We start from the raw sequence: 23965 nt of genomic DNA, 5'->3' as shown, positions 1-23965 counted from the left end.
GAAGTTAAGCTTTCACCTCGCCATTAGCATAAAACTTCTTATACTGTGACGGTGTCACTTTAAGTTGGCGCAGAAATGCCCGACGCAAAATATCCACGCTGGAAAAGCCACACTCATCGGCGATTTGCTTAATCGCCAGCTCGCCGTTTTCCAACAAGGTTCTGGCTTGGAAGATGCGCTGTTGCTCCAGCCATTCTGCCGGAGTCTGGCCGATTTCCTGATTGAATAGCCGAGTCAGGTGCCTGACGCTAACCCCCATATGCTGCGCCATGGTCTGCACATTGTGCGGCGACGCCAGAGAGCTCAGCACCCAGCGCTGCACATCCTGTAACGCAGAACGGCCGCTGACCGAGGCTTTGCCGTGACGGCTAAACTGCAACTGGCCGCCGGGACGTTTGAAGAACATCACCAGTTGAGCAGCCACCTGCATGGCAACCTCCCGGCCTACGTCTTCCTCCACCATATTCAACGCCAAGTCTAAGCCGGAGGTCACGCCCGCCGCCGTGCGCAGCGGGCCGTCGCAGAGGAAAATGGCATCGGCGTCAACTTGCACCTGCGGGTAGTCACGCGCCAGCTGGTCAGCGACCGCCCAGTGAGTGGTGATGCGCCGGTTATCAAGCAAGCCGCTGGCGGCTAACAGCAGCGCGCCGCTGCATACTGAGCCATAGCGGCTGCTTTGCAAGGCTAGACGACGAATGGAAGCAAGCACCGAGGTATCGGAGACAAAGGTGTCGAGCACTGGCGCCCCGGCCAGTAAAAAGGTATCGATAGGCTGGGTTAGCTCATCAGACAGTCGCAAGTCCGGCAACAGGCGCGCGCCGGAAGAGGAGACAATCGGCTGGTCATCCAGCGCCATCACGCTCAGCTTATACAGCTCGCGACCCAGCTGGGCGTTGGCTTCGGCAAAGACGTCGAGTGGCCCTGAGACGTCAAGCAGCTGCACCCCCGGCACCGCCAAAATAATCACCTGTTTTACCATCTGAGCACTTTCCTCTGTTTTCCTGTCGCGTAACAACGCAATGTCGCTTTTAGTCGTAGTACGACGTTTGAAGACATTTATCATCCCCCTTATTCTCTGCTCATGCAACTCACTGCATCACTACTGACCAACGAGGAACAATCATGAGTCTAAACATTAACGGTATTCGCATTCCCGACAGCAAAATGGCCCGCGAGGCGACAGAACTGGTGCGCGACACCGAGTCATCATTGCTGTTTAACCACTCCAGCCGCGTGTACTACTGGGCAGCATTAGCCGGGCAACAGCGCAATCTGACCGTCGACCAGGAGCTGCTGTATATCGGCTGTATGTTCCACGACATGGGCCTGACCCATGAACACTGTAGCTGCGACAAACGCTTCGAAGTGGATGGCGCCAACACCGCCCGTGACTTTATGCAGCAGTACGGCGTTTCAGCTCAGGATATCGACAAGGTGTGGACCGCCATCGCGCTGCACACCACGCCGGGCATCCCGGAGTTTATGGACCCAGTGATTGCGCTGGTCACCGCCGGGGTAGAGATGGACGTGCTCGGCATTAACTACGGCGGCTATGAGGATAAAGTTCGCGAAGACGTGGTGGCGACTTTCCCACGCACCGCGCAATTTAAAGAAGACATTATTCAGGCATTTTACGACGGCATTAAACACAAGCCGGATACCACTTTCGGTAATGTGAAAGCCGACGTCATTGCTGATAAAGAGCCGAACTTTGTGAAAGGTAATTTCTGCCAGGTTATCCGCGCTTCGCGTTGGAAGGCGTAATTAAGAGGGATTGACCCGCGCCGCAGGCTGTGACGCGGGGTTTTGGCTTAATCCTGTTTGATATTGTGGCTGGCCACGGCGGTTTCTTCTGTGGAGAAACGCGCGCTGATGGCGTCGCGTTCATAGCCCTGTGGCTCAGCCAGAATCTGATACAACGCTGGGCGACGGCCGTAAATCCAGCGCCGCCCGGTGCTCAGCGGGATAAGCGTCAGATCCAGCTCGGCGGTGACCATCCTATCTGCCGCAGCCCAAGTTTCATTGATGATCCGCCCATAGGGGTCGAGGATCATCGCGTTGCCCGTTCGCACCTCATCGTCATCAGCCCCCACGCCATTGCTAAACAGGATAAACAATCCATTGTCGTGCGCCCGTGAAGGCAACCAGCGCATCAGCCATTCACGGCCATTCGCGCCACGGAAGGCGGCGGTAATTTCCTCTTTCTTTTCATGCCGCTGTTGCCATAAATCCAATGGAATCGGCTTCATACCGTGCGGGCTGCGGGAGTTCGTTCCTCCCGTTTGGTGCGGCGCAAGCAGGATATCAGCGCCCAACAGGGTAGTCGCCCGGACGTTTTCCACCAGATTGTTATCCCAGCAGATTAGAATGCCGACCTTCACGCCCCAAGGGGTATCAAACACGGTATAAGCATCGCCGCTGCTAATGGCCTGATGCTCGAAGGCGTGGAGTTTACGATGAGTGTGGAAGCTGCCGTCCGGCATGCAGGCCGCATAAGCATTGAACAGACGCCCGTCGTCGGCCAGCTCGATTAACCCAACGCCAATCAGTATATTGTGGCGCATAGCCAGCGAGCGAATTAGCGCCAGAGAAGGGCTGTCGGACAGCGGCTCAGCCAACTGCCGCACCTCATCCGCGCTGAGTTTCGGCACGTGCCAATAGCCGGTAATACACATCTCCGGGAAGGCGAGGATCTGAATCCCCTGTAGCGCGGCCTGCTCAATATACTTCTCAATCACCATCAAATTGTATTTCTTGTCACCCGCCTGGTGCTGAAACTGCACCACGGCGCTTTTAATCAGATTGCTACCAGTCATGTCATTCTCCCGTTCACTTCGGTTCACTGGCTGGTATTACAGCAACTTCACTGATAACTTTATAATGAAGTATTTTCTGATACTGATTACCAAATGGAATGCAAAACCATGAATATCAAGCTGCTGAAAGCCTTTGCGATGCTGGCTGAGAAGGGCAATTACGCCGAAGCAGCCTCAGCGCTGTCAATGACCCAACCCGCGCTGACCAAGCAGATCAATCTGCTCGAGGCGGAGCTTAACGTGCGGCTGTTTAGCCGTGGCAGGCAAGGGTCGCAGCTTACGCCCGGCGGCGCGCGGCTGCTGCCCGAAGCGCAGAAAGTCTTGAAGCAATCCGCCCTGTTTATGCAGCACGCCGGGCTGGTGGCTCAGGGAATGGAGGGCAAAATCGCCATAGGATTTGGCTTATCGAGCTTTGTCTATGCACCGCAAAGCGTGGCTAAGTTTGGCAAACGTTTTCCGGCCATCAATATCACTTTGCAGGATCTGCCTTCAAGCCAGCAGATACAGATGTTGCAGCAGGGCGAATTGCAGATTGGTTTCGTGCGCGTTCCGTCACCCAGCCCGCTGGCGCATTTGCCGCTGTTTGAGGACCGTCTGGTGCTGATCACCCCGGAGAGCCATTTCCTGTCAGTAGAAGAGTGGCTGGCAAAACATCCGCTGCTGCGGTTGCAGTCCGGGCGCGGGCAGGGGCTGAATCGGCAGATTGATCTGTTTATGCATGAGCAGCATTATCAGGCGAGGAGCGAACAATATGCTGCTGATATTCATACGCTTTTGGCTATGGTGCTCGCCGGGCTGGGCGTGGCTTTGCTGCCACAAAGCATTGTGCATATTGCGCCGTCGGACCTGAATATAGTGCCACTCACAGGGCGCAGCTTAAGCTGGCAGACGGGGATTGCCTGGGACCCAAGAATAGAGGATAGGGCGCGGGATAAATTCATTGAAATGGTGCAGCAGGAGGATCCCGCCGCAGGCAAATAGGCTTTATTTAAGCAGGCGGAACTCAATCATAAACAGCTCATTTAGCCCCGGATAAATCTCTGAAATCACCTGTTTGAGCTGCTCTAAAGTCATGTTTTCCTGATCCGCGTGACGCTGGTTTAACTCTGAAAACAGCACCGGCGTCACCGCAATCACTTCAATGTTGCAGAAAAACACCCCATCTTCGTAGCGCGAAACCCGGACTTTATCACCCGCTGAGAACTGGGCGTCGCTGGCTTCGCGCAGGGTAATGGTTTTGCGCTCGGCCAGAATGTCGGTTTCGAATCGCGAGAAGAAAGTGATGTTTTTCATTGCTGTTCCTATTATATGGCCGGAAAATTATTGCCTGATCATCTGATTGGCGAAAAGTCCCACATGGGCGTCGCCAGCCGTTTTACACCCATTGTATGAAGCGCCGGGAGAATGTAAACGACTGGCGATCATTAAGCGCGGCTATTGGCTGTCAGTTGAGCGAGTCAGGCTTTCCCATTGGTCAATTTCCTCACTCCAGCTGGCCAGTTTTTGTCGAACCAGTTGCAGGGCATCGCTGCCTAATAGCAGGTGAGCGGGTGGATTTTCACTGGCAATCAGCGTCAACATGGCGCGAGCGGCCTTCTGCGGATCGCCAAGCTGCTTGCCACTTTTGGCTTCGCGCGCCTGGCGAATTGGGTCGAACAGGGCGTCGTAATCAGTGAGCGAGCGCGGGCTGCGAACCATCGAGCGGCCCGCCCAGTCAGTGCGGAATGAACCCGGCTCAACCGCCGTGACGAAGATGTTGAAGGGCGCCAGCTCTTTGCTCAGCACTTCAGAAATACCCTCTAAAGCAAATTTGCTGCCGCAGTAGTAGGCGATCCCCGGCATGGTGATGAAGCCGCCCATGGAGGTGATATTCAGAATATTGCCCCGGCGGCGTTGGCGCATAAAGGGCACCACGGCCTTGGTGACGGCCACCGCGCCGAACACGTTAACGTCAAACTGGCGGCGCATCTCTTCCAACGGCGACTCTTCGAACACCCCTTCGTGGCCGTAGCCCGCATTATTCACCAGTACGTCAATTGGCCCGACGTTGTCTTCAATTTCAACAATGGTTTCGTCAATATAGGCAAAGTCGGTGACATCTAAAATGCGCGCAATGGCGTGAGTCGGATGCAGCGCGGTAAATTCTTCAGCGGCTCTTCCGTTGCGCACTGTGCCTATCACGCGATGGCCGTCAGACAGCGCCTCTTGCGCCAGAGCGCGACCAAAGCCACTGCTTACGCCGGTGATCAAAATGTTTTTAGTATCAGACATGGTTATTTCTCCAAGAGCATTGATAAAGCCAATACGGCTTTTCACGGAGCTCAGAGTAGCGCCAATCTGTCATCAGCAAGAGACCTGAAACTCGGAGTTTATTGCCTAAAACTATGAGTGCTGTTTTTATCATCATCACAACTTGCTACACTGCATCAGAGTAATCCATGAGGTGATTGGCATGAACGGCGTAAACGTGGGGCAGGTTGGGGCAGTGCAGCAGGAGATGGTGAAACTGCTGGAAAAGCTGGCGCCGGTTGAAGGCTATAACCTGTCACGGGTGCCCGATGTGCGTTTTTTACGCTCCAATCGGCCATTAAAACGCATGCCGGTGCTCTATGATCCGGGCATTGTGATTGTCTGTCAGGGGACAAAACGCGGCTATTTTGGTGACCGGGTGTACGTTTATGACGCACAGCATTTTCTCGCCGTGGCGCTGCCGGTGCCTTTCACCATGGAAACCGACGCCAGCGCTGAACAGCCGCTGTTAGCCATTTATATGCATCTCGATTTTTCTGTCGCCGCTGAACTGATCATGAAGATTGACCCAAACTCTGCTCAAGAGTCACCAAGGCCGCAAAGCATGGTTTCGACACCCATGGGCGAAGCCATGCAGCACTCCGTGTTGCGTTTTCTTCAGGTAATGAGTGAACCACTGGATGCCGAAATTCTAGGCCCGGCGCTGGTTCGCGAGATCTACTACCGCGTATTAACCAGCGAGCAGGGCGCGGGGATCCGCACCGCGTTACAGCTGCAAGGCCAGTTTGGCCGTATCTATAACGTGATTCGCCACATTCATAGCGCGTATAGTGAAAACTTAGATATCAATCAGTTAGCCCAAATGGCCAATATGAGTCCGGCGACTTTCCACAGCCACTTCAAGCTAATCACTGAGACATCGCCAATGCAATATCTGAAGTCTTTGCGGCTGCACCAAGCCAGACTGTTGATGGTCAGAAAGGAGATCACGGCGCTGACGGCGTCGCTACAAGTCGGTTATGAAAGTGCGTCGCAGTTTAGCCGTGAATTTAAACGCTTATTTGGCCGCACGCCGGTCGAAGAAGTGAAACGCATGAAAGAGAACTTCGCCGTGCCGCCTGAGCATCAGGCCACCGAGTTTATTTCTTCCCACTGAGATGGCTGACGAGCACATGACAAATGACGCCGATTTAATGCAGCACATCATCGAGCTAGAAACGCGTTTGCATCAATGCAATTCACGCCGCGATGATCAAACCCTCGAGCATTTGCTACATAGTGAGTTTGCAGAGATTGGCCGTTCGGGGCAGCTGTACAGCAGGAAGGATGTTGTCGAGGCGTTATTGGCTGAAACCCATCAATCGAAGATAGCAGCCGAAAACTTTGCGCTGGGCAAAATCAGCGAAGGCGTAATGATTCTGACTTATCAAAGTTTCGAGTTAACGGCAGACAACGTGAAAGTGCGGCGCACATTGCGCAGTTCAATTTGGCAATGGTCAGAGCCTTACGGCTGGCAGATGAGATTTCATCAAGGGACAGTAAGAAAGGAGTGACAGTAAGAAAGGCAGGGAAAATGGCGCAAAACTGCAGATCATCGAGCAACACAATGATAGCGCCAAAGCCCCAGATTCTACGTATCCTTATCTAGGTGCGCATAATGTATATTATGTTAAATTAGATATCATAGCGTACCAGCCTGACTGGCTTACCTCATCCCCTGTTGGTGCGTTTAAAACCCTGCTAGCGATAGCTTCAACTAATTCTGTCGGGCGTTGGGCATTTGGAATTAATTCATCGTTAAAATCTGAAATTTTCAGCTTCCTGTAAAACTTCGCCTATCCTGGCTCTAGCCTGTGTTACGGTGATTCTATGCATTTTAAGCCCCTCTGAAATGTACATTTCACTTACTTATATCACGTATTGCTCCCAGTCCAAAGCCACCATACGGTATGTGGTTTCTAGCATAAAAATTGCGACCTTTCGGCCGCAACTCTCTTTAACTCTTAACCGGCGGCGTTGGCGGAACTGGCAAAATAATTTCTGAAGCGATCTTCCATTCTTTTTTAACTTTCAACCAGTTATGAATCAACAGGAAAGGTTTCGGCTTCCCGTCTTGCCCGGCGTAGGACACGGTAATGGTCACCGGCGCGTAGCTTTGGGCCACATCTTTGGTTAATCCCACCACTTTTAACTTACTTAGATCCGGGGTCAAAACTACCGGGCCGGAGTGCGCGATGTCTGACAATTTCTGATCGATAGCCGCATTTCCCCACACTGCCGACCAATTGCCCTCCACTGCCGGATTGGCGCTTTTCGCTACCAACATGGCTGACGGCGATTGCCAGAACATATTGTGAATCCCCGTAATATCGTGCTTGTTCGCCAAATCCGCCAAATGAATAAAATCATTCCTGATGGTTTCTCGGGTGTGTGCTGATAAGGGATCCTGATCCGCAGCCACTGCCTTTGGCAAGCTGGCCAATGTCGAAAGCGTCACAACCAGCCCGACGACTACATTTTTCATCGCTTCATATCCTGCTATTAAGTAAAAGACACGCGGTGTAGCCAAAACCCACGACACTTCTCAGTTCATAGAGACATTGGCCTTAATTCATTAATGACCGATCGTGTACTGAACTTCACTCAGTCGCTGCATCACCAGTTAGCGGATAAAGGCATTAAAGTTCAAGTGGTTCTTCCAGGCGCGACGGCCACCGAATTTTGGGACGTGGCCGGAACTCACGCCTCCAACTTGCCGCAGGACTGGGTAATGAGTGCCGAAGCGATGGTGGACGCATCATTGCGCGGTTTTGATCAGGGCGAAATTGTCACCATCCCGCCGTTGCAGGACGGTGACAAATGGCTGGCTTATGATGCAGCGCGCGTTGAGCTTTCCGGGCTGTTTGCTAATAAAACTCCAGGCCCGCGCTATTTATAACCGATTGAAAATGCAGGCATTACTCGGCTGCGGGTGCCTGTTCCACATAGGGATGGCGGGAACGGATCTCCCGCAATAACGCCTGCGGCGGCTGCCCGAGCGTGCGTAAAAAGGCGCGCCGCATGCGTTCTTCATCACCAAATCCCGTTTTTAAAGCAATCTGAGCAATAGAAGAATGCCCAGCTTCAATCATCGATTTTGCAGCTTCAATGCGTAATTTTTCTACCGCTTTGGCTGGTGAATGGCCCGTCTGATGCTGAAATGCGCGGCTGAAATGTCTTGGGCTCCAGTGAACCTGCTCGGCGAGTTGCTCAACGTTTAAGGGTTCACACAAATTCTCTTTGGCGAATTCCAATGCTTTGCGAACGCGATCGGAATCTGGCTCCATTTCGGCCACGGTTGAAAACTGCGACTGGCCGCCAATTCGGCGATGATAAACCACCAGTTTTCGCGCCACGCTTTTGACCAGTTCCGCGCCTAAATCCTGCTTTACCATGGCGAGAGCCAAGTCAATGCAGGCCGTCATACCCGCAGAGGTCCAGATTTGGCCTTCATTAATATAGATTTTGTCCTGATCGACGCGCAATTTGGGGAATCTTTGTTGCAGCGCGGCCGCCTGTCCCCAGTGCGTGGTGGCGCTGTGGCCGTCTAAAAGCCCCGCCTCCGCCAAGATAAATGCGCCGCTACAGATGCTGGAAACGCGCCGCGTTTGCAACGCAACATGTTGAATTTGGCTGATTAATAGCGGGCCGACGTGTGGAATATCCGTACTGCCGCCGACCATAATGGTGTCGAACTCGAGCTGCTCAATCGGCTGGCTATCAATTTTGACCCCAGCCGAACTGCTGATCAGGCCCCCCTGACTCGAGACAATGTCGAACTGATAATATGGCTCTTCATGGCCGCGCATGGCCATTTCCAGATTGGCAATTTCAAAAACGGAGAGAGCCGCCAGATCCAGCATTTGAAATCCGGGGAAAATCACCAGTCCGATACGTAGCGCCATGATGTCCTCTTTTGAGGGAAGTGATATTTAATAGACTTTGCCATGGACGCCGTATTCAGGTCAATCAGCCTTTAACCATGACAGCATCGACTATCAGCCGGAGCCTGATCGCGCTCCTTCAGGCCATAATCTCGCACGACCTCGGCAACGCGCAGCCGGTAATCCGCCAGAATATTCTCCCGTCCTTTAGTCTGCGCCAGCCGGTGCGGCTCGAGGTTTCGCCACTGCTTTACCGCCTCTTCATCGCGCCAAAAAGAGAGAGAAAGCAGCTTGTTGGGATCGGCAAGGCTTTGGAAACGCTCGATGGAAATGAAGCCGTCGATTTCTTCAAGCAAGGGCTTCAGCTCAGCAGCAATCGCCAGATAACTTTCACGCTGGCCATCTACGGGTTGTAGTTCAAAAATGACAGCAATCATGGGCATTCTCCTGATGTGTTTACAGGTTGCGAGTTTATGACTGGCGCGAACGCCATACTTCGCTTAACCTCGAAGTATGGATAACATTGATTTTGAAGAACGGCTGGCGGCCCTCGCGGCGGCCATGGCCGACAAAACCCGAACCCGCATGCTGTGCCTATTAATGGACGGTCGGGCTTACACTGCCACGGAAATGAGCGCGGCGGTGGATGTCGCGGCATCCACAACCAGCGCACATCTGGCAAAACTGATGGAACAGAACCTGATAAGCTGCGTCAAACAGGGGCGTTATCGCTACTTTCGACTGGCCGGTTTAGAGGTCGCCCAGCTGCTGGAATCGCTGATGGCGATGGTCGGCGTCGAACGCCCGGTGGTGAAAAGCTCGACTCCTGGCGCATTGCAATTTGCCCGCACCTGTTATGACCACATGGCCGGTGACGTGGCGGTGAGGCTGCATGACGGCCTGTTCCGCGCGGGCTGGTTGAGTGGCGATCAGCACTACCAGCTAAGCGAGGAAGGTCGTGAAAATCTGACCGCCGTGGGCGTGGATTGCTCCCAGCCCGCGTCACGTCGCCATTTTGCCTGTAGCTGCCTTGACTGGAGCGAGCGCAAAGCTCACCTTGGCGGTGCTTTAGGCGCGGCAATATTAGCTACTTTTGAACGAAAAGAGTGGGTGTTGCGCCACCTCGACAGCCGCCAGTTGTCGTTCACCGCTAAGGGGAAAATCGCCTTAGCTCGCCATTTTTCACTTCATCTGGATTAGGTCGATTGCCCGCTCAATCCTGCTGCTTTTTATTACATTTCAGTAACATTCCCTGTGACAGCCTCCTCGTGAAAAGGTAGTCTGAACGTAAATGAGTGTCATCGTTAGTCGCCTTTTCGGAGTGGTTCATGTCGTTCAAATTCAGCCTCCCTGCTGGTTCCGCCTTGCCTTTATTAGTGGCGGGCGCATTCTTCATGGAGAACCTAGACGCTACGGTGATTGTCACCGCGCTACCGCAAATGGCGCAGGCGTTTGGCGTACACCCGGTCGATATGAATATCGGTGTATCGGCCTATATTCTTACTACCACGGTGTTTATTCCGGCCAGCGGCTGGATTGCCAATCGCTTCGGCACGCGTAAAGTTTTCTCGATGGCCATCGTGCTTTTTGCACTGGCGTCGATCCTCTGCTCGGTCAGTACCAGCCTCGCCACCTTTACCGCAGCCCGCATGTTACAAGGCTTTTCCGGCGCACTGATGGTGCCGGTTGGGCGACTGGTAGTACTGAGAAATACCTCCAAGTCTGATTTGATCCGCGCCATCGCCACTATCACCTGGCCGGGGCTGGTTGCGCCGATTATCGGCCCGCCGCTGGGTGGTTTTATCACCACTTTTGCCTCCTGGCACTGGATTTTCATCATTAACGTGCCGCTCTCTCTGGTGGCGCTTTATTTCAGCCAGAAGCTGGTTCCCGCGCTGCCCGGTGAAAAAGGGGTGCCATTCGACTGGCTGGGATTTATGCTGACCGGCGCGGCCTGTCTGGGCCTGATGTTTGGTCTGGATCTGTTTAATCAGCAAGGGGTGAGCTGGTTGCCAATCACCTGCGTGGCGGCAAGCATCCTGCTGGGAGCCTTAACGGTGCTGCACTCCATCCGCGCACCTTTCCCACTGCTGCCGATGGTGGCGATGAAGATAAAAAGTTACGCCGTCACTATTTATGGCGGTTCGCTGTTCCGTATCGCCATCGGCGCCCTGCCTTTCCTGCTGCCTTTGATGTTCCAACTGGGCTATGGCATGAGTGCTTTTGATGCCGGTCTGCTGGTGCTGGCGGTGTTTGCCGGAAATCTGGCGATGAAGCCTTTTACCTCGGCCATTCTGCATCGCTTTAAGTTTCGCTCGGTCATGTTGGTCAACGGGGTGCTTAACAGCCTGACTATTTTTGCCTGCGCGCTGCTGACTCCTGAGGTGCCGACCTCGCTGACATTATTGCTACTCTTCGCCAGCGGCATGACGCGTTCCATGCAGTTCACCGCGTTGAATACCCTGACATTTTCCCAGGTGCCGAGTGAGCAAATGGGCGGCGCGAACACCCTGGCTAACACTGTGCAGCAGCTTTCCACCGGGCTGGGCATTACCATTGGCGCCCTTTCACTGCGCGTGGCGGAGCATTTCCAGACCGACGCAGGAAGTTCGGTACACCTCGAGCAGTTCCACGTGGCCTTCATTATTATCGGGCTGTTTTCGCTGGTCGGCACCCTGAATAACCTGTCCCTTAGCCCGACCGCCGGGGATGAAATCCGCCGTAAAAAAGCCCCGTCGGCCTCTGCTGCCCCGGGCGGAAAATAATGGGTTAAGCACACTGCCGATTTGCCTTCATTTATGCTAATACTGTGTGCAGCTTCACATTTTAATGCGTGATAACTATTGAGGATTCTTGGGATGATTATTTTTGTAACAGGCGCAACCGCTGGTTTTGGCGCTGAAATTGCCCGTAAATTTGTTAAAGCAGGTCATCAGGTTATCGCCTCTGGACGCCGAAAAGAGCGTCTGGCCGATTTGAAATCTGAGCTGGGCGATGCGCTGTACGTGGTGCAGCTAGATGTGACCAATCGCGCATCGGTTGGCGAAGCGATCGCCGCGCTGCCTGCCGAATGGCGCAATATCGACGTGCTGGTCAACAACGCGGGCTTGGCCCTGGGTCTGGAAAAAGCGGACAAAGCCGATCTGGATGACTGGGAAAACATGATTGATACCAACGCCAAAGGCTTGGTGTACATGACCCGTGCCGTTCTGCCGGGCATGGTTGAGCGCAACGTGGGCCACATCATTAACATCGGCTCAACGGCCGGTAACTGGCCATATGCCGGCGGCAACGTTTATGGCGCGACCAAGGCTTTCGTTCGCCAGTTCAGCTACAACCTGCGTTCCGACCTGCACGGCACTCACGTTCGCGTGACCAATATTGAGCCGGGCCTGTGCGGCGGCACTGAGTTCTCCAATGTGCGCTTCAAAGGCGATGACGAAAAGGTCAGCAAAACCTATGACAACACCAACCCACTGACCGCGGCCGACGTGGCTGAGTCCGTCTTCTGGGTGTCAACGCTGCCAGCGCACGTCAACATTAATAGCATCGAAATGATGCCCGTCAGCCAGTCTTTGGCGGGCTTGCAGGTGCATCGCGAAGAGTAATTTTGCAAGCTGGAAAGCAAAAAAGCGCCGCTGGGCGCTTTTTTTATGGCTGAATCATGAGATAAGGCTTAACTCGCTTTCCAGCCAGAGACGATGATCAGCATTCCAGCCAGAGCCACGCAGGCTCCCAGCCAGTCGGTATGACTTAATTTCACGCCATCGACAAAACGTAACCACAAAAGCGCGGTCATAATATAGACTCCGCCGTAGGCCGCATAAACACGGCCACTGGCTGCCGGATGCAGGGTAAGCAGCCAGGCAAACGCCGCGAGGCTCAGCGCCGCGGGAAACAGCAGCCAAACGCTTCCTCCCTTTCTCAACCACAGATAAGGCAAGAAGCAGCCGATGATTTCAGCCAGCGCGGTGACAAAAAACAGTATGGTCGTTTTGAGCATGGCGGAAGTTTACAGTCCATAGTTCAATCAGGAATAAACCACTCGTCCGTCAAAGAGTGACGTTCGTGGTCGCAATGGTATAATTTATTTATTCGCCTGAGCGATGTGTAAACCTATAAGGAAGAGCTAATGAATACAATGTTTATGACCCAAATGACCCGCCGGTTGTTACCGGTTGCCCTGTTGGTCATCGCGGCAAGTTGGCAGGTTTCTGCACAGGCCGCAAATACCAACTGTTCCGGCGGTACCTGCGTGTTCAGCGGTACCGGCAGTGACGCGGTGAATAACGAAGCCGCGCGCCAGAGCAAAGAGCAGTGGAATGACACACAGCAGCTGCGTCATTCAATCAACCAGCGGGCGACCAAGAGCTTCAATAAGTTCGACAAAGCCGTGGATGCGCGCGATGCATGCGAAGCCAGCCAAAACCTGAATGCCTACTGGGAACCTAACACTGAGCGCTGTCTTGACCGCCGCACCGGCCGCGCCCTGTTAGCACCGTAACGCAGAGTTAACAGCCAACGAGCGTAAAGGCCCCCCTTTGCGCTCAAGCTGCTAAACTTAAGTAGAAGACCTTCTTTTACTTAATAATCATAAAAGGATTAGATGATGAAAAAAACCATGTTAGCCGGACTGGCCATTCTCGCCCTCGCGCCCTTAGCAGCTCAAGCATCATGCGACAGCGTGAAAGCCGATATCACCCAAAAAATCGTTGCTAACGGCTTGCCTGAAGCCAATTTCAAGTTAGATATCGTGCCAAATGATCAAGCCGATCAGGCTGGCGGACAGGTAGTGGGTCACTGCGAAAACGACACGCAGAAAATCGTCTACACCAAGACTTCCGATCGTATCGATGACAGTGCCAAGACTGGGACGAGTCAGGATGCACCAGCACAGTAATTTGCGCTTTTAAAAGCTTGTCAAATTCAAGGTCGTGGGCTCGCCGCCCACGACCTTGAATTTGAATTTGAATTTAAAGATTTAACAAGCAGGTCAGGGATGCAGCCCCTCAGATCTGATAATCAATAACCACTTCTTCCTCTTGTGGCTGTGCGAAAGCCTTCTCTTTAATCTCATTAACTGACAGCCGTGGGTTGCACAGCTCGATAAATCGCCAAACATAGTTACGTTGTAACTGCGCCCTTTTCAACCCTAGCCAGACGGTGTTGGCTTCGAACAGGTGTTCGGCGTTGATGAGCGTCAGGCCGCTGTCGCGCTCTGCTTCAAAGGCTTTGTCGGCGACGATACCCACGCCCAGACCTAACTCGACGTAAGTTTTAATCACGTCGGAGTCCTGCGCGCTCAGCACGATGTCCGGGCTGAGGCCCGCGCGGTTAAAGGCTTCGTCAATGCGCGAACGGCCTGTGATGCCCTGACGATAAGTGATTAACGGTTGCTCGCTCAGGTGTTGCAAGGTTAACGGTTGCTGGTTAATTAGCGGATGATCGTTAGGCACTACCACCGAGTGATGCCAACGGTAATAAGGGAAAGCGGCGACGGCTGGATCGTTGATCAGCCTTTCGCTGGCGATACCAATGTCCGCCTGCCCGCCTAACAGCATCGCCAACACTTCCTGCGGTGACCCCTGTTGCAGCTCGAGGCGCACGCCCGGATAAATAGCGCGGAACGCCTTGATCACCTTCGGCAAGCTATAGCGCGCCTGAGTGTGGGTGGTGGCGATAGTCAGAACCCCGGCATCTTCCTTAGAAAACACATCGGCCAGACGGCGAATATTTTGCGCCTCATTCAGAATTCGCTCAGCGACAGCCAGCAGCTCTTTACCCGGCTCGGTCAATCCCAGCAGGCGCTTGCCGCGACGGATGAATATCTCCACGCCCAGCTCATCTTCCAGCTCACGGATATGGCGGCTCACGCCCGACTGAGAAGTAAACAGGATGTTGGAAACTTCCGTCAGGTTGTAGTTGCATCTCGCCGACTCGCGAATAATTTTTAGCTGTTGGAAATTCACCGTTTTCTGCCTCTTGAAGTTCGTAAATGTGCGTAAATCTTTTGTGCTTAGCACTATTGTTACGGCCTGTTGCTGCGCAGGACAAATACGAAAAAACGGTTACTTATGCTTTTTCCGACTAAAGAAAAGAAAAACGCCGGAAACCGGCGTTAAGAAATGGCGGCTGATTTCAGTCAGGCACGGACGGGGGTCAGCACCGGCGTGCCGCCAAAATGGGCCAGCAGGTTGTCGATCACCAACGTCATCATGTTGTTCATCGCCTCGGGAGAGCGCCCGCCGATGTGCGGAGTGATCACCAGATTGGTCAGCGGGATGATCTCCTCCGGGACTTTTGGCTCGCCGTCAATGACGTCCAGCGCTGCGCCAGCGATGTCACCCTGCGACAAGCTGGCAACCAAGGCTTGGGTGTCGACCACGCTGCCGCGGGAGATGTTGATTAAGAAGCCCTTCTCGCCCAAGGCGCGCAATACTGACGCATCTACCAGTTTGGCGGTGCCCTGACCGCCCGGCGTGGCGACGACTAAATAATCGGCCCACTCTGCCAAGCCGTGCAGGCTGTCAAAATAGCGCCATAGGCTTTCTGTCAGCGGATTGCGGTTGTGGTAGCCCACCGCCATGTCGAAGCCACCGGCGCAGCGGCGGGCAATTTGTTCGCCGATATTGCCTAGCCCGAGAATGCCGAGTTTTTTGCCAAACATGCCGCCGACGTCAGTACCGGCGCGGGTCCAGTCGCTGCGGCGCACCTTGGCATCCATCTGTGGGATTTGGCGCGTGATCGCCAGCATCAGCGCCAGCGTATGGTCTGCCACCGACGAGCTATTAGTGCCAGGACCGTGAGTCACCACAATGCCGCGCTGCTTCGCGGCGGCCACGTCAACTAACTCATAGCCCACGCCCTGAGCACAGATAATGGCCAGATTCGGCAGCTTATCCATCTCTTCGCCCGTCAGCCCGATAGTGCCAATGGTCAATACGGCGCGGATGCTCTCGGCCACGGCAGGGTCGAGATTCGCCCGGCTTTCCGGAGTTATGGCGTAATGCAGCTGGAAGCCTGCGGCTGCAAAACGTTCTGGATAACCGGCTTCGAGGGGGACATGACTTAGCAGCGGGACATTCATGATAGCTCCTGATTAAACAACGAATATTGGCTTAAAGAGGTTTTGATTATGGTTTTGACTATCGGCGAATGGCACAGCCTTGTACAGCCAATAAGCGCATTATCAGAGGCTTAAAAGGTAAAAAATTGCATCAAGGTCTACACTCAATCGAGGCTTCGTGCACACGGCTTTATCTGCCGCTGATGTTCTTCGCTCAATGTTCCTTCAGGTTTTATTCTGATTTCCCTGTTCAGGAGTGACGTTAAGAATGGCAAAAAAAGCATCCCCTAAATCCACAACTTCCGCCGAAACCCCAGCCGCCAAGCCCTCCACCGCGCCTCACAAGCAAGTGAATGTCGCCGTGGATGAGGGTGGCGTCAGGATCATTCATCCCTACAGCGATGGTGAAATCGTCAAAAGCTTCGACTCGGGGCACCAAACGCGGGTCCGGGAAGGTTTACCCGTGCCTTTGGGCGCCACTTGGGACGGTTTGGGCGTCAACTTCGCCCTGTTCTCTGCTAATGCCACCAAAGTCGAACTCTGCCTGTTCAACGATGAAGGCGAGCAATATGATGTGATTGAACTGCCGGAATACACCGACGAGGTGTGGCACGGTTATCTGCCCGACGCCCGCCCCGGCCTGCTGTATGCCTACCGGGTGCACGGGCCTTATGACCCGCATAACGGTCACCGTTTCAACCCGGCCAAATTGCTTCTCGACCCTTATGCCAAGCAGATTGTCGGCGAACTGAAATGGGACGACGCGCTGTTTGCCTATGACATGCAGAGCGACAAAAAGGACCTGCACCTCGACAATCGCGACAGCGCCGAATTTTTGCCGAAGTGCCGCGTGATTGACCCGGCCTTCTCCTGGGCCAGATCGCGCAAAAACCATATTCCGTGGGAAGAGACGCTGATTTATGAAACGCACGTGCGCGGCTACACCATGCGTCATCCGGCGGTGCCAGAACATCTGCGCGGTACCTTCTCAGGCTTGAGCACCCCGCAAATCGTTGATTACATTAAGTCGCTGGGCGTGACTTCGGTAGAGCTGATGCCGATCCACGCCTTTACCGATGACCGCCACTTGCAGGAGAAAGGGCTGCACAACTTCTGGGGCTACAACACCCTGAGTTTCTTCGCGCCGCACCCACAATACATGGCGACCCACACGGTGAACGAATTCAAACAGATGATCGCCACCCTGCATGCGGCGGGCATTGAGGTGATCCTCGACGTGGTTTACAACCATACGGCGGAAGGCAACGAGCTTGGCCCGACCCTCTCCTTCAAAGGGATTGATAACGCCAGCTACTACCGCCTGATGCCGGACAATAAGCGTTATTACATCAATGACACCGGCACCGGCAACACCCTGAATCTGAGCCATCCGCGCGTGCTGCAAATGGTGACTGACTCCCTGCGCTACTGGGCGACCGAGATGCAGGTTGACGGTTTCCGCTTCGACCTGGCAACTATTCTGGGGCGTGAAAGTTACGGTTTTGATGAAGGCTGCGGCTTCCTCGACACCTGTCGTCAGGACCCGGTGCTCAGCCAGTGCAAACTGATAGCAGAGCCTTGGGACTGCGGCCCCGGCGGCTATCAGGTAGGCGGCTTCCCTCCCGGCTGGACCGAGTGGAATGACCGTTTCCGCGACTCCGTGCGCAAGTTCTGGCGTGGCGACGAAAGCCAGCTGGCGCAATTCGCCACCCGGCTCTCTGGTTCTGCCGACCTATTTAACCACCGCGGGCGCAAGCCTTACGCCTCGGTGAACTTTATTACCGCCCACGACGGTTTCACCCTCAACGATTTAGTCTCTTATGAGAACAAACACAATGAGGCCAATGGTGAAGATGGTCAGGACGGCAGCGATAACAATATTTCCGCCAACTACGGGGTTGAAGGACCGACTGACGATCCGGCGATTAATGAGCTAAGGCTGCGGCAAATGCGCAATATGCTGGCGACGCTGCTGTTCTCACAGGGCACGCCGATGCTGCTGGCGGGCGATGAATTCGCCCGCTCGCAAAACGGCAACAACAACGCCTACTGTCAGGATACCGACATCGCCTGGGTAAACTGGAACATTGAGGATAAAGGCAAGTCGATGATCCTCTTTACCTATCGGCTGATTGCGCTGAGGAAGCGTTTCCCCATTCTGCACCGTGGGCGTTTTCTGACGGGTGCCGTGCATGAAAAGCTGAATGTGAAGGATGTGAGCTGGTTCCAGCCGCGTGGTGAGGAGATGACTGACGAAGCCTGGGCCGATCCTCATGCCAAATGCATCGCCATGCTGCTGGATGGCCGCGCACAGCCTACCGGGTTACTGCGCTACGGCTCGCTAAGTACCGTGCTGCTGTTGTTTAACGCCTCACATGAAGAGGTGGTGTTCACCTTACCGTCGGTGGCTCACGGCGAGAGCTGGCGGCACATTTTTGACACCTTCCAGCCGGATGATGTCAATGAGCACAACTTTGATTTTGGCCGGGAATACATCTGCCCGTCGCGCACCGTGGCGCTGTTCGAGCTAATAAGCGCCGGTAAGCACTCGGCGTAAAACTTTACGTCACAACATCAGGGCGCGAGTCAGACGATTCGCGCCCTATTTTTTGCCTGTCATTTGCCACTGATAGCTTCGCGCAGCGACTGACGCGCCCTCTCCAGCGCGGTTTCCCGGCCAATGGCGCTCATGCTGACGCCTTCGGCGGTGATCACGCTGACGTCATTCATACCCATCAGCGCCAGAATAGAAACTAAATAAGGTTCCTGAAAATCGTGCAGCCGCCCGGCTTCTGAGGAGTAAATCCACTACCTTAGCTTACTCAGGATCGCGCAAATACGCCTTAAACTGCGGGGTCATGTGCACCTCAAAGCCGTCCGGAGTTTTGGTGATCAGGTACACCGCCAGATGCTCTTTCTCTGCCAATGCCATGGCTTTTTTGGTGCCGAGCACCATCAGCCCGGTGTCCCAACCATCGGCCTCCAGCGCGGTAGAGGCAATTACCGTGGCGGAAACCAGTTTATGGGTGATCGGATGGCCGGTCGCCGGGTCAATGATGTGCGACAGGCGCTTACCGTCCAGCTCGTAGTAGTTGCGATAACTGCCCGACGTGCTGATGCCCATGCCCTGTAGATCCACAATGGCCTGCACTTCATTATCTTTATCCGTCGGCTTCTGAATCGCCACCTGCCAAGGATTGCCCTTCGGGTTGTGCCCGCGAGATACCACGGCACCACCGACGGACACCAGATAGTTGCTAATGCCGTTAGCTTCCATCAAACGCGCCAAATGGTCGGTGGCGTAGCCTTCGCCCACGGTGGACAGGTCGACATACATGTTTGGCATATCTTTTTGCAGATACTGGCCGTCACTCTGCTGGATCACTTTCAAATGCTGTAAACCAATCTCCTGACGCGCGGCGGCAATTTGCTCTTCGGTCGGCGTTTTGGTGGGCTGCTTTTGCGGGCCGAAGCCCCACAAATTGACCAATGGCCCGACGGTGATATCCATCTCACCACCGGTTTTCTGCCCTACGCGCAGCGAGGTAACAATGGCGTCGGCCATGCCCGCACTGATGGGCTGCGGCGCAGTACCCAGATATTGGTTAAAGCGTGAAAGCACCGAGTCTTCTTTGTAGGTCGACATCTCGTGGTCATCTTCCGCCAGCTGCGCCTCAATCTGCTTACGCAGCTCGGGTTCGCGGCTCTTATCCACGCCTTGCAGGCTAACCCGGTAGAAAGTCCCCATGGTTTTGCCGTCGATGACCAGCGCATCTTTCGACGAATTAGTGACGTTGTCACAGGATGAGAGCAGGCTTGCCCCGGCAATAACTCCCGCCAGGCTTAATGCCAGCGAGATTGAGGAACGCTTAGAATGGAACATGTAATTGGCTCGCTAAAAAACAAACCGCCTGCAGAGCAAGCGGTAAAAGTGTTGGGACAGTACGACATGTCACTTAAACAAGGAATTAACGACTACGTTTCGCATGGCGTTCCCAGTTCTCTTGTTTAGCCTGGGCGGTTTTCTTCAACGCGACATAACAGGCCCCGGCCCCGCCGTCTCGCTGTAGCGCGACGCTGAACGCCTGCACTTCATCGAGCTGCTTCAGCCATTTTGCGACATAACTTCTGACAATGTTGGCGTGGCTGTCATCGTCGCGACCACGGCCATGGATAATCAGCAGCGTGCGTAAACTGTGAGTTTGTGACTCGCAGAAGAAGTTAAACAGCTCCTGACGACAGGTTTCGACCGGCTTTCTGAGCAGATTCAAACTGGCTTCTAACGGATATTTCCCCGCCCGCAGTTTATCCAACACGCCCTGCTGCACGCCGCTCTGTTTGTACTCTAACGGCTCATCAAAAGGCAGAATATCAAGAAAGCCGGTGGTAAAGGTGTTCTCTGGCCGCTCAGGTTCGGTTTCCACGCTATTCTTTGCCGCCGGATGCCCGCCGCTTTTGAGGTAAACCACGCGTTTATCGCTAGCCAGCGGCCTGACGTCGGCCATTTCCTGACTGAAGAGTTGCTCATCATCTTTCATCTAAACGCCCTCCGTTTACTCACTCAGTTTACCTAATTTTGCCCTTAGTAACAGTACCGTGCTGTAGCCGCTTAGAGGCTGGTTTAGGCTGCTGAAACCTTTCTCCCTTGCTCTCGCAAGTCGCCCCTCGCCCAGTGAATCTGAATTTTCCGTATATACTGAATGATTAGGGAGCGAAATAATCATTCGTGATTGTATTCGGTTCCTTAATGAAATTGAGGAGAAATAATGCCGTACCTTGATGATTCCTTGATCGTTTTTACCGATCTCGATGGTTCTTTACTCGATCACGACAGCTACTCTTGGCAACCGGCACAAGGCTGGCTGGAGAGGTTAGCCCAGCACCAGATCCCGGTGATTATCACCACCAGTAAAACCTCGGCCGAAGTCTCCTCCTTGCAGCGTGATTTGCAGCTCAGTCACTTGCCCTTTATCGCGGAGAACGGGGCCTATATTCATCTCCCCGCCAGTGAGGGGCCGCAGCATCAGGTGATTGGTGCGGATTATCAGCGAGTGCGTGAAATTTTAGTCCAACTTCGCCAAAGGTACGATTTTGAGTTTCGTGGCTTTGGCGATGTCAGCCCGCAGCAAGTCGCAGACTGGACCGGACTGTCTCTCGACGATGCGAAGTTGGCTATGCAGCGCCAAGGCTCGGAGCCTTTGATGTGGTTTGGCAGTCAGCCGGATTTCGCCCATTTGGAAAAACTGCTGGCGGAGGAAGGCCTGGCGCTAACCCGCGGCGGTCGTTTCTGGCACGTCATGGGCCGCGAGGCGGGCAAAGGACAGGCGGTCAAGTGGCTGACTGAGCACTATCAGCAGCAGCGCAGTAAGCCGCTGGTGAGTCTGGGTCTGGGAGACGGCCCGAATGATATTTCCATGCTTGAAGCCGTTGATTTCGCGGTGGTTATCCGTGGAAAGCATGACCAAAAAATGCCGCTAAACAAGGCGGATAACAATATTTATCGCACCACTTTGTATGGTCCGGAAGGCTGGAAACAAGGGCTGGATCACTTTTTATCCTTTTGATTTTAATACTTTACTCATTTACGGGAGTGTTCTATGAGCGATTTTTATCAGGATGGCATCATTACCAATTTCCACAATCTGACTCGTCGCAAGACTGAAGAGCTAGAGTATGACCTGCAGGTCTTCTCCGGTCGTCGCTCAATGGGGCTTATTTTACCTTCGCTGTTCTCCGAGTTGGAAGGTCCGGCGCTGACCAAGATTGTTGATGAACTGACCCAAGTTCCCTATCTGGATGAGATTGTCATCGGCCTTGACCGCGCTGACCGCGAGCAATTTTTGTTTGCCCGTGAATTCTTCTCGCGCCTGCCGCAGCGCCACCGCATTTTGTGGAATGACGGCCCGCGCCTAAAAGCGCTGGATGAAGAGTTGCAGCAGAAAGGACTGTCGCCAATGGAGCCGGGCAAAGGCCGCAACGTCTGGTTCTGCGTCGGTTATACCCTCGCCTCGCGCCGTACCTCGGTGGTCGGGCTGCACGATTGTGACATTGTCACTTATAATCGCGATATGCTGGCGCGCCTGATGTATCCGGTCGCCAACCCGAACTTCAACTATGACTTCTGCAAAGGCTATTATGCCCGCGTGGCGGACGGCAAATTTAACGGTCGCGTCGGCCGCCTGCTGGTCTTCCCGCTACTCAAATCGCTGCAAAAGGTCTACGGCAACTCCGATTTCCTCGACTATCTGCGCACCTTCCGCTATCCGCTTTCTGGCGAGTTCGCTATGCGCACCCACGTGCTGAATGACCTGCGCATTCCGAGCGACTGGGGACTGGAGATTGGCGTGCTGTCAGAGATGCACCGCAATACCGCCACCAAGCGTATCTGTCAGGTGGATATCGCCGACAACTATGACCACAAACATCAGCCGATGTCTGAGGAAGATGCCAGCAACGGCTTGCAGCGTATGAGTATTGATATCACCAAGGCGCTGTATCGCAAGATGGCGGTGCTGGGGGTGAATATCACCAGCGAGTCCTTCCGTATTCTGAAAGCGACCTACTATCGCAACGCGCTGGATATGATTGACGGCTTTGAAAATGACGCGCGGATGAACGGACTGTCCTTCGACCGCCATAACGAAGAGTCCGCCGTGGAGCTGTTCTCCAAAGCGATCATGGAGGCCGGTCAGGCCTTTGTGGATACGCCGAGTGAGAAACCCTTTATTCCGAGCTGGAGCCGCGTCCAGTCGGCCTTCCCGGATATGCTCGATCGGCTGCATGACGCCGTTGAGTTAGATAATGAAGGTGATGTGTAAACCAAAAAGTAAGAGCGCCACTGTGGGCGCCCTTTAAAGCAGGTCAAACGGGACGCTTAGGCGTCCTGTTGTTTTTTACCGGGGAACAGGAAGCTGGCGACGATGCCCAGCGCCAACACGCCCAGCACCACGTACAGGCTGGTCATGGCGCTGATATTGTAGCCGTGGTGCCACAGATGGTCACTGGAGTTCAGCGCCAGTTTCACCGCCACGAAGAACAGCAGTGAAATTACCGATTTTTCCAGATGCACCAGATATTTACGCAGCGCTTCCAGCACAAAATACATGGTACGCAGGCCCAGCACGGCAAACATCATGGCCGAGTAGACAATCAGCGGCTCGCGGCTAACGGCAATTACAGCCGGCACGCTGTCAAAGGCGAACATTACGTCTGAGATCTCTACCACCGCAATACACAGCAGCAGCGGCGTGGCGTAACGCACCCCCTGCTTCACTTTAAAACTAAAATCTTTGTTCTCGGGCTTGGCCAGATCGGCTTCCACTTCCTGACTAGTGACCAAAAATTTTGGCCCAATCAACTTCGGATACACAGGGAAGAAACGACGCACCAGGCGGTTGGCGATGTGGTCGGAGTAGTCATCAGACTCTTCGTCGTCATTGCCCGCGCGCATCATCAAAATCGCGGTCCAGAGAATCACAATGGCGAAAACCATTTCAACCCAAGGTCCTAGCGCCAGCAGGCTGGTGCCAATCACCACGAAAATGCCACGGAAGACGATGGCGCCAATCACGCCCCAGTAAAGAATGCGATGGCGGTAGCCGTCCGGCACTTTGAACCATGCAAAAATCGCCATAATGACGAACAGATTGTCGACCGACAGCACCTGCTCTAAGGCATAGCCGGTGAGGAACAGGCTGGCGACCTCTTTACCATGGTGATAATAGAGAAAACCGGCGAAAGAGAGTGAAACGGCGATCCAAAAGGTGGTCCACAGAGAGGCACTTTTCAGCCCGATAGGCTTGTGACTACGATGAGCCAGAATATCAATAAGCAGCGCCGCGACGGCGACGACAACAAAAACGGCGGTGGTTTCCGGCGGGAATCCCAAAGAGACTGACTGCATTGCACTT

General features: G+C 54.1%; 26 protein-coding genes. 13 read left to right on the top strand and 13 right to left on the bottom strand.

Annotated elements, in window-relative coordinates; genetic code table 11:
* Positions 1-4: 4 nt before the first annotated feature.
* Entirely contained in the window at positions 5-979 is a 975-nt protein-coding gene (locus SBO83_RS05270; protein WP_396130697.1) for a helix-turn-helix domain-containing protein, read from the bottom strand.
* 143 nt (positions 980-1122) lie between these two features.
* Here SBO83_RS05270 and SBO83_RS05265 point away from each other — a divergent pair, with 143 nt between their 5' ends.
* Positions 1123-1764, top strand: a complete 642-nt coding sequence (locus SBO83_RS05265; RefSeq protein ID WP_396130696.1) for an HD domain-containing protein — start codon at positions 1123-1125, stop codon at positions 1762-1764.
* A 47-nt stretch (positions 1765-1811) separates the two neighbouring features.
* On the opposite strand, the gene SBO83_RS05260 is transcribed toward SBO83_RS05265, so the two are convergent.
* On the bottom strand, positions 1812-2816 hold the full coding sequence (locus tag SBO83_RS05260) for a nitrilase family protein (protein ID WP_396130695.1): 1005 nt from the start codon (positions 2814-2816) through the stop codon (positions 1812-1814).
* Positions 2817-2924: 108 nt separating this feature from the next.
* Between SBO83_RS05260 and SBO83_RS05255 the strand changes: the two genes are divergently transcribed.
* Positions 2925-3797, top strand: a complete 873-nt coding sequence (locus SBO83_RS05255; RefSeq protein ID WP_396130694.1) for a LysR substrate-binding domain-containing protein — start codon at positions 2925-2927, stop codon at positions 3795-3797.
* A 3-nt stretch (positions 3798-3800) separates the two neighbouring features.
* Here SBO83_RS05255 and yqfB read toward each other — a convergent pair whose 3' ends face one another.
* Both yqfB and SBO83_RS05245 read right to left on the bottom strand, forming a co-directional pair.
* Positions 3801-4109 carry a N(4)-acetylcytidine aminohydrolase gene (yqfB, locus tag SBO83_RS05250; protein ID WP_353502057.1) on the bottom strand — a complete coding sequence of 103 codons (309 nt, stop codon included), beginning with the start codon at positions 4107-4109 and terminating at the stop codon, positions 3801-3803.
* A 141-nt stretch (positions 4110-4250) separates the two neighbouring features.
* Positions 4251-5087, bottom strand: coding sequence for an oxidoreductase (locus SBO83_RS05245; RefSeq protein WP_396130693.1), 837 nt, complete (start codon positions 5085-5087; stop codon positions 4251-4253).
* Between the two features lie 181 nt (positions 5088-5268).
* On the opposite strand from SBO83_RS05245, the gene SBO83_RS05240 reads away from it, so the two are divergent.
* Both SBO83_RS05240 and SBO83_RS05235 read left to right on the top strand, forming a co-directional pair.
* Complete coding sequence (locus tag SBO83_RS05240; protein ID WP_396130692.1) at positions 5269-6222, top strand: AraC family transcriptional regulator; 954 nt, start codon at positions 5269-5271, stop codon at positions 6220-6222.
* Positions 6223-6238: 16 nt separating this feature from the next.
* Positions 6239-6619: a nuclear transport factor 2 family protein gene (locus tag SBO83_RS05235; RefSeq protein ID WP_396130691.1), complete on the top strand. Its 381-nt coding sequence runs from the start codon at positions 6239-6241 to the stop codon at positions 6617-6619.
* 443 nt (positions 6620-7062) lie between these two features.
* On the opposite strand, the gene SBO83_RS05230 is transcribed toward SBO83_RS05235, so the two are convergent.
* Positions 7063-7590, bottom strand: a complete 528-nt coding sequence (locus tag SBO83_RS05230) for a hypothetical protein (protein WP_396130690.1) — start codon at positions 7588-7590, stop codon at positions 7063-7065.
* Between the two features lie 93 nt (positions 7591-7683).
* On the opposite strand from SBO83_RS05230, the gene SBO83_RS05225 reads away from it, so the two are divergent.
* The gene (locus SBO83_RS05225) at positions 7684-8004 is read left to right on the top strand and encodes a hypothetical protein (protein ID WP_396130689.1); all 321 of its coding nucleotides are present in this window, start codon (positions 7684-7686) and stop codon (positions 8002-8004) included.
* A 19-nt stretch (positions 8005-8023) separates the two neighbouring features.
* On the opposite strand, the gene SBO83_RS05220 is transcribed toward SBO83_RS05225, so the two are convergent.
* Positions 8024-9010: a helix-turn-helix domain-containing protein gene (locus SBO83_RS05220; protein ID WP_396130688.1), complete on the bottom strand. Its 987-nt coding sequence runs from the start codon at positions 9008-9010 to the stop codon at positions 8024-8026.
* Positions 9011-9081: 71 nt separating this feature from the next.
* The gene (locus SBO83_RS05215; protein ID WP_396130687.1) at positions 9082-9426 is read right to left on the bottom strand and encodes an antibiotic biosynthesis monooxygenase; all 345 of its coding nucleotides are present in this window, start codon (positions 9424-9426) and stop codon (positions 9082-9084) included.
* Between the two features lie 76 nt (positions 9427-9502).
* On the opposite strand from SBO83_RS05215, the gene SBO83_RS05210 reads away from it, so the two are divergent.
* The 3 genes from SBO83_RS05210 to ydfG all read left to right on the top strand — a co-directional run bounded on the left by SBO83_RS05210 (position 9503) and on the right by ydfG (position 12597).
* Positions 9503-10189 carry a metalloregulator ArsR/SmtB family transcription factor gene (locus SBO83_RS05210; RefSeq protein WP_396130686.1) on the top strand — a complete coding sequence of 229 codons (687 nt, stop codon included), beginning with the start codon at positions 9503-9505 and terminating at the stop codon, positions 10187-10189.
* A 128-nt stretch (positions 10190-10317) separates the two neighbouring features.
* A complete protein-coding gene (locus SBO83_RS05205; RefSeq protein WP_396130685.1) occupies positions 10318-11754 on the top strand; it encodes an MFS transporter in 1437 nt (478 codons plus the stop codon).
* A gap of 93 nt (positions 11755-11847) precedes the next feature.
* Positions 11848-12597 (top strand): bifunctional NADP-dependent 3-hydroxy acid dehydrogenase/3-hydroxypropionate dehydrogenase YdfG, encoded by a 750-nt coding sequence (gene ydfG, locus SBO83_RS05200; RefSeq protein ID WP_034790494.1) that lies wholly within the window; start codon positions 11848-11850, stop codon positions 12595-12597.
* Positions 12598-12665: 68 nt separating this feature from the next.
* On the opposite strand, the gene SBO83_RS05195 is transcribed toward ydfG, so the two are convergent.
* Positions 12666-12992: a YnfA family protein gene (locus SBO83_RS05195; protein ID WP_396130684.1), complete on the bottom strand. Its 327-nt coding sequence runs from the start codon at positions 12990-12992 to the stop codon at positions 12666-12668.
* 129 nt (positions 12993-13121) lie between these two features.
* Between SBO83_RS05195 and SBO83_RS05190 the strand changes: the two genes are divergently transcribed.
* A complete protein-coding gene (locus SBO83_RS05190; protein WP_396130683.1) occupies positions 13122-13493 on the top strand; it encodes a DUF1283 family protein in 372 nt (123 codons plus the stop codon).
* A 105-nt stretch (positions 13494-13598) separates the two neighbouring features.
* The gene (locus tag SBO83_RS05185) at positions 13599-13889 is read left to right on the top strand and encodes a DUF1161 domain-containing protein (RefSeq protein ID WP_034790501.1); all 291 of its coding nucleotides are present in this window, start codon (positions 13599-13601) and stop codon (positions 13887-13889) included.
* 109 nt (positions 13890-13998) lie between these two features.
* Here the strand turns inward: SBO83_RS05185 and cbl are convergent, their stop codons facing one another.
* Positions 13999-14958, bottom strand: coding sequence for an HTH-type transcriptional regulator Cbl (cbl, locus tag SBO83_RS05180; protein ID WP_396130682.1), 960 nt, complete (start codon positions 14956-14958; stop codon positions 13999-14001).
* A gap of 173 nt (positions 14959-15131) precedes the next feature.
* Positions 15132-16076, bottom strand: coding sequence for a 2-hydroxyacid dehydrogenase (locus SBO83_RS05175; protein WP_396130681.1), 945 nt, complete (start codon positions 16074-16076; stop codon positions 15132-15134).
* A gap of 247 nt (positions 16077-16323) precedes the next feature.
* Between SBO83_RS05175 and glgX the strand changes: the two genes are divergently transcribed.
* Complete coding sequence (gene glgX / locus SBO83_RS05170; protein WP_396130680.1) at positions 16324-18612, top strand: glycogen debranching protein GlgX; 2289 nt, start codon at positions 16324-16326, stop codon at positions 18610-18612.
* 261 nt (positions 18613-18873) lie between these two features.
* Here glgX and apbE read toward each other — a convergent pair whose 3' ends face one another.
* Both apbE and smrA read right to left on the bottom strand, forming a co-directional pair.
* A complete protein-coding gene (gene apbE / locus SBO83_RS05165) occupies positions 18874-19938 on the bottom strand; it encodes an FAD:protein FMN transferase ApbE (protein ID WP_396130678.1) in 1065 nt (354 codons plus the stop codon).
* Positions 19939-20023: 85 nt separating this feature from the next.
* The gene (smrA, locus tag SBO83_RS05160; RefSeq protein WP_353502077.1) at positions 20024-20593 is read right to left on the bottom strand and encodes a DNA endonuclease SmrA; all 570 of its coding nucleotides are present in this window, start codon (positions 20591-20593) and stop codon (positions 20024-20026) included.
* Positions 20594-20821: 228 nt separating this feature from the next.
* Between smrA and SBO83_RS05155 the strand changes: the two genes are divergently transcribed.
* Positions 20822-21619, top strand: a complete 798-nt coding sequence (locus SBO83_RS05155) for a mannosyl-3-phosphoglycerate phosphatase-related protein (RefSeq protein WP_396130677.1) — start codon at positions 20822-20824, stop codon at positions 21617-21619.
* 33 nt (positions 21620-21652) lie between these two features.
* Positions 21653-22873, top strand: coding sequence for a glycosyltransferase family protein (locus tag SBO83_RS05150; RefSeq protein ID WP_353502079.1), 1221 nt, complete (start codon positions 21653-21655; stop codon positions 22871-22873).
* 56 nt (positions 22874-22929) lie between these two features.
* Here the strand turns inward: SBO83_RS05150 and SBO83_RS05145 are convergent, their stop codons facing one another.
* Positions 22930-23958, bottom strand: a complete 1029-nt coding sequence (locus tag SBO83_RS05145) for a TerC/Alx family metal homeostasis membrane protein (RefSeq protein ID WP_353502080.1) — start codon at positions 23956-23958, stop codon at positions 22930-22932.
* Between the last annotated feature and the right edge of the window lie 7 nt (positions 23959-23965).

The sequence above is a fragment of the Ewingella allii genome (assembly GCF_044430645.1).
Classification (GTDB): domain Bacteria; phylum Pseudomonadota; class Gammaproteobacteria; order Enterobacterales; family Enterobacteriaceae; genus Ewingella; species Ewingella allii.
The sequence above is the reverse complement of the archived record's forward strand: the minus strand, read 5'-3'. Positions and strand labels throughout refer to the sequence as shown.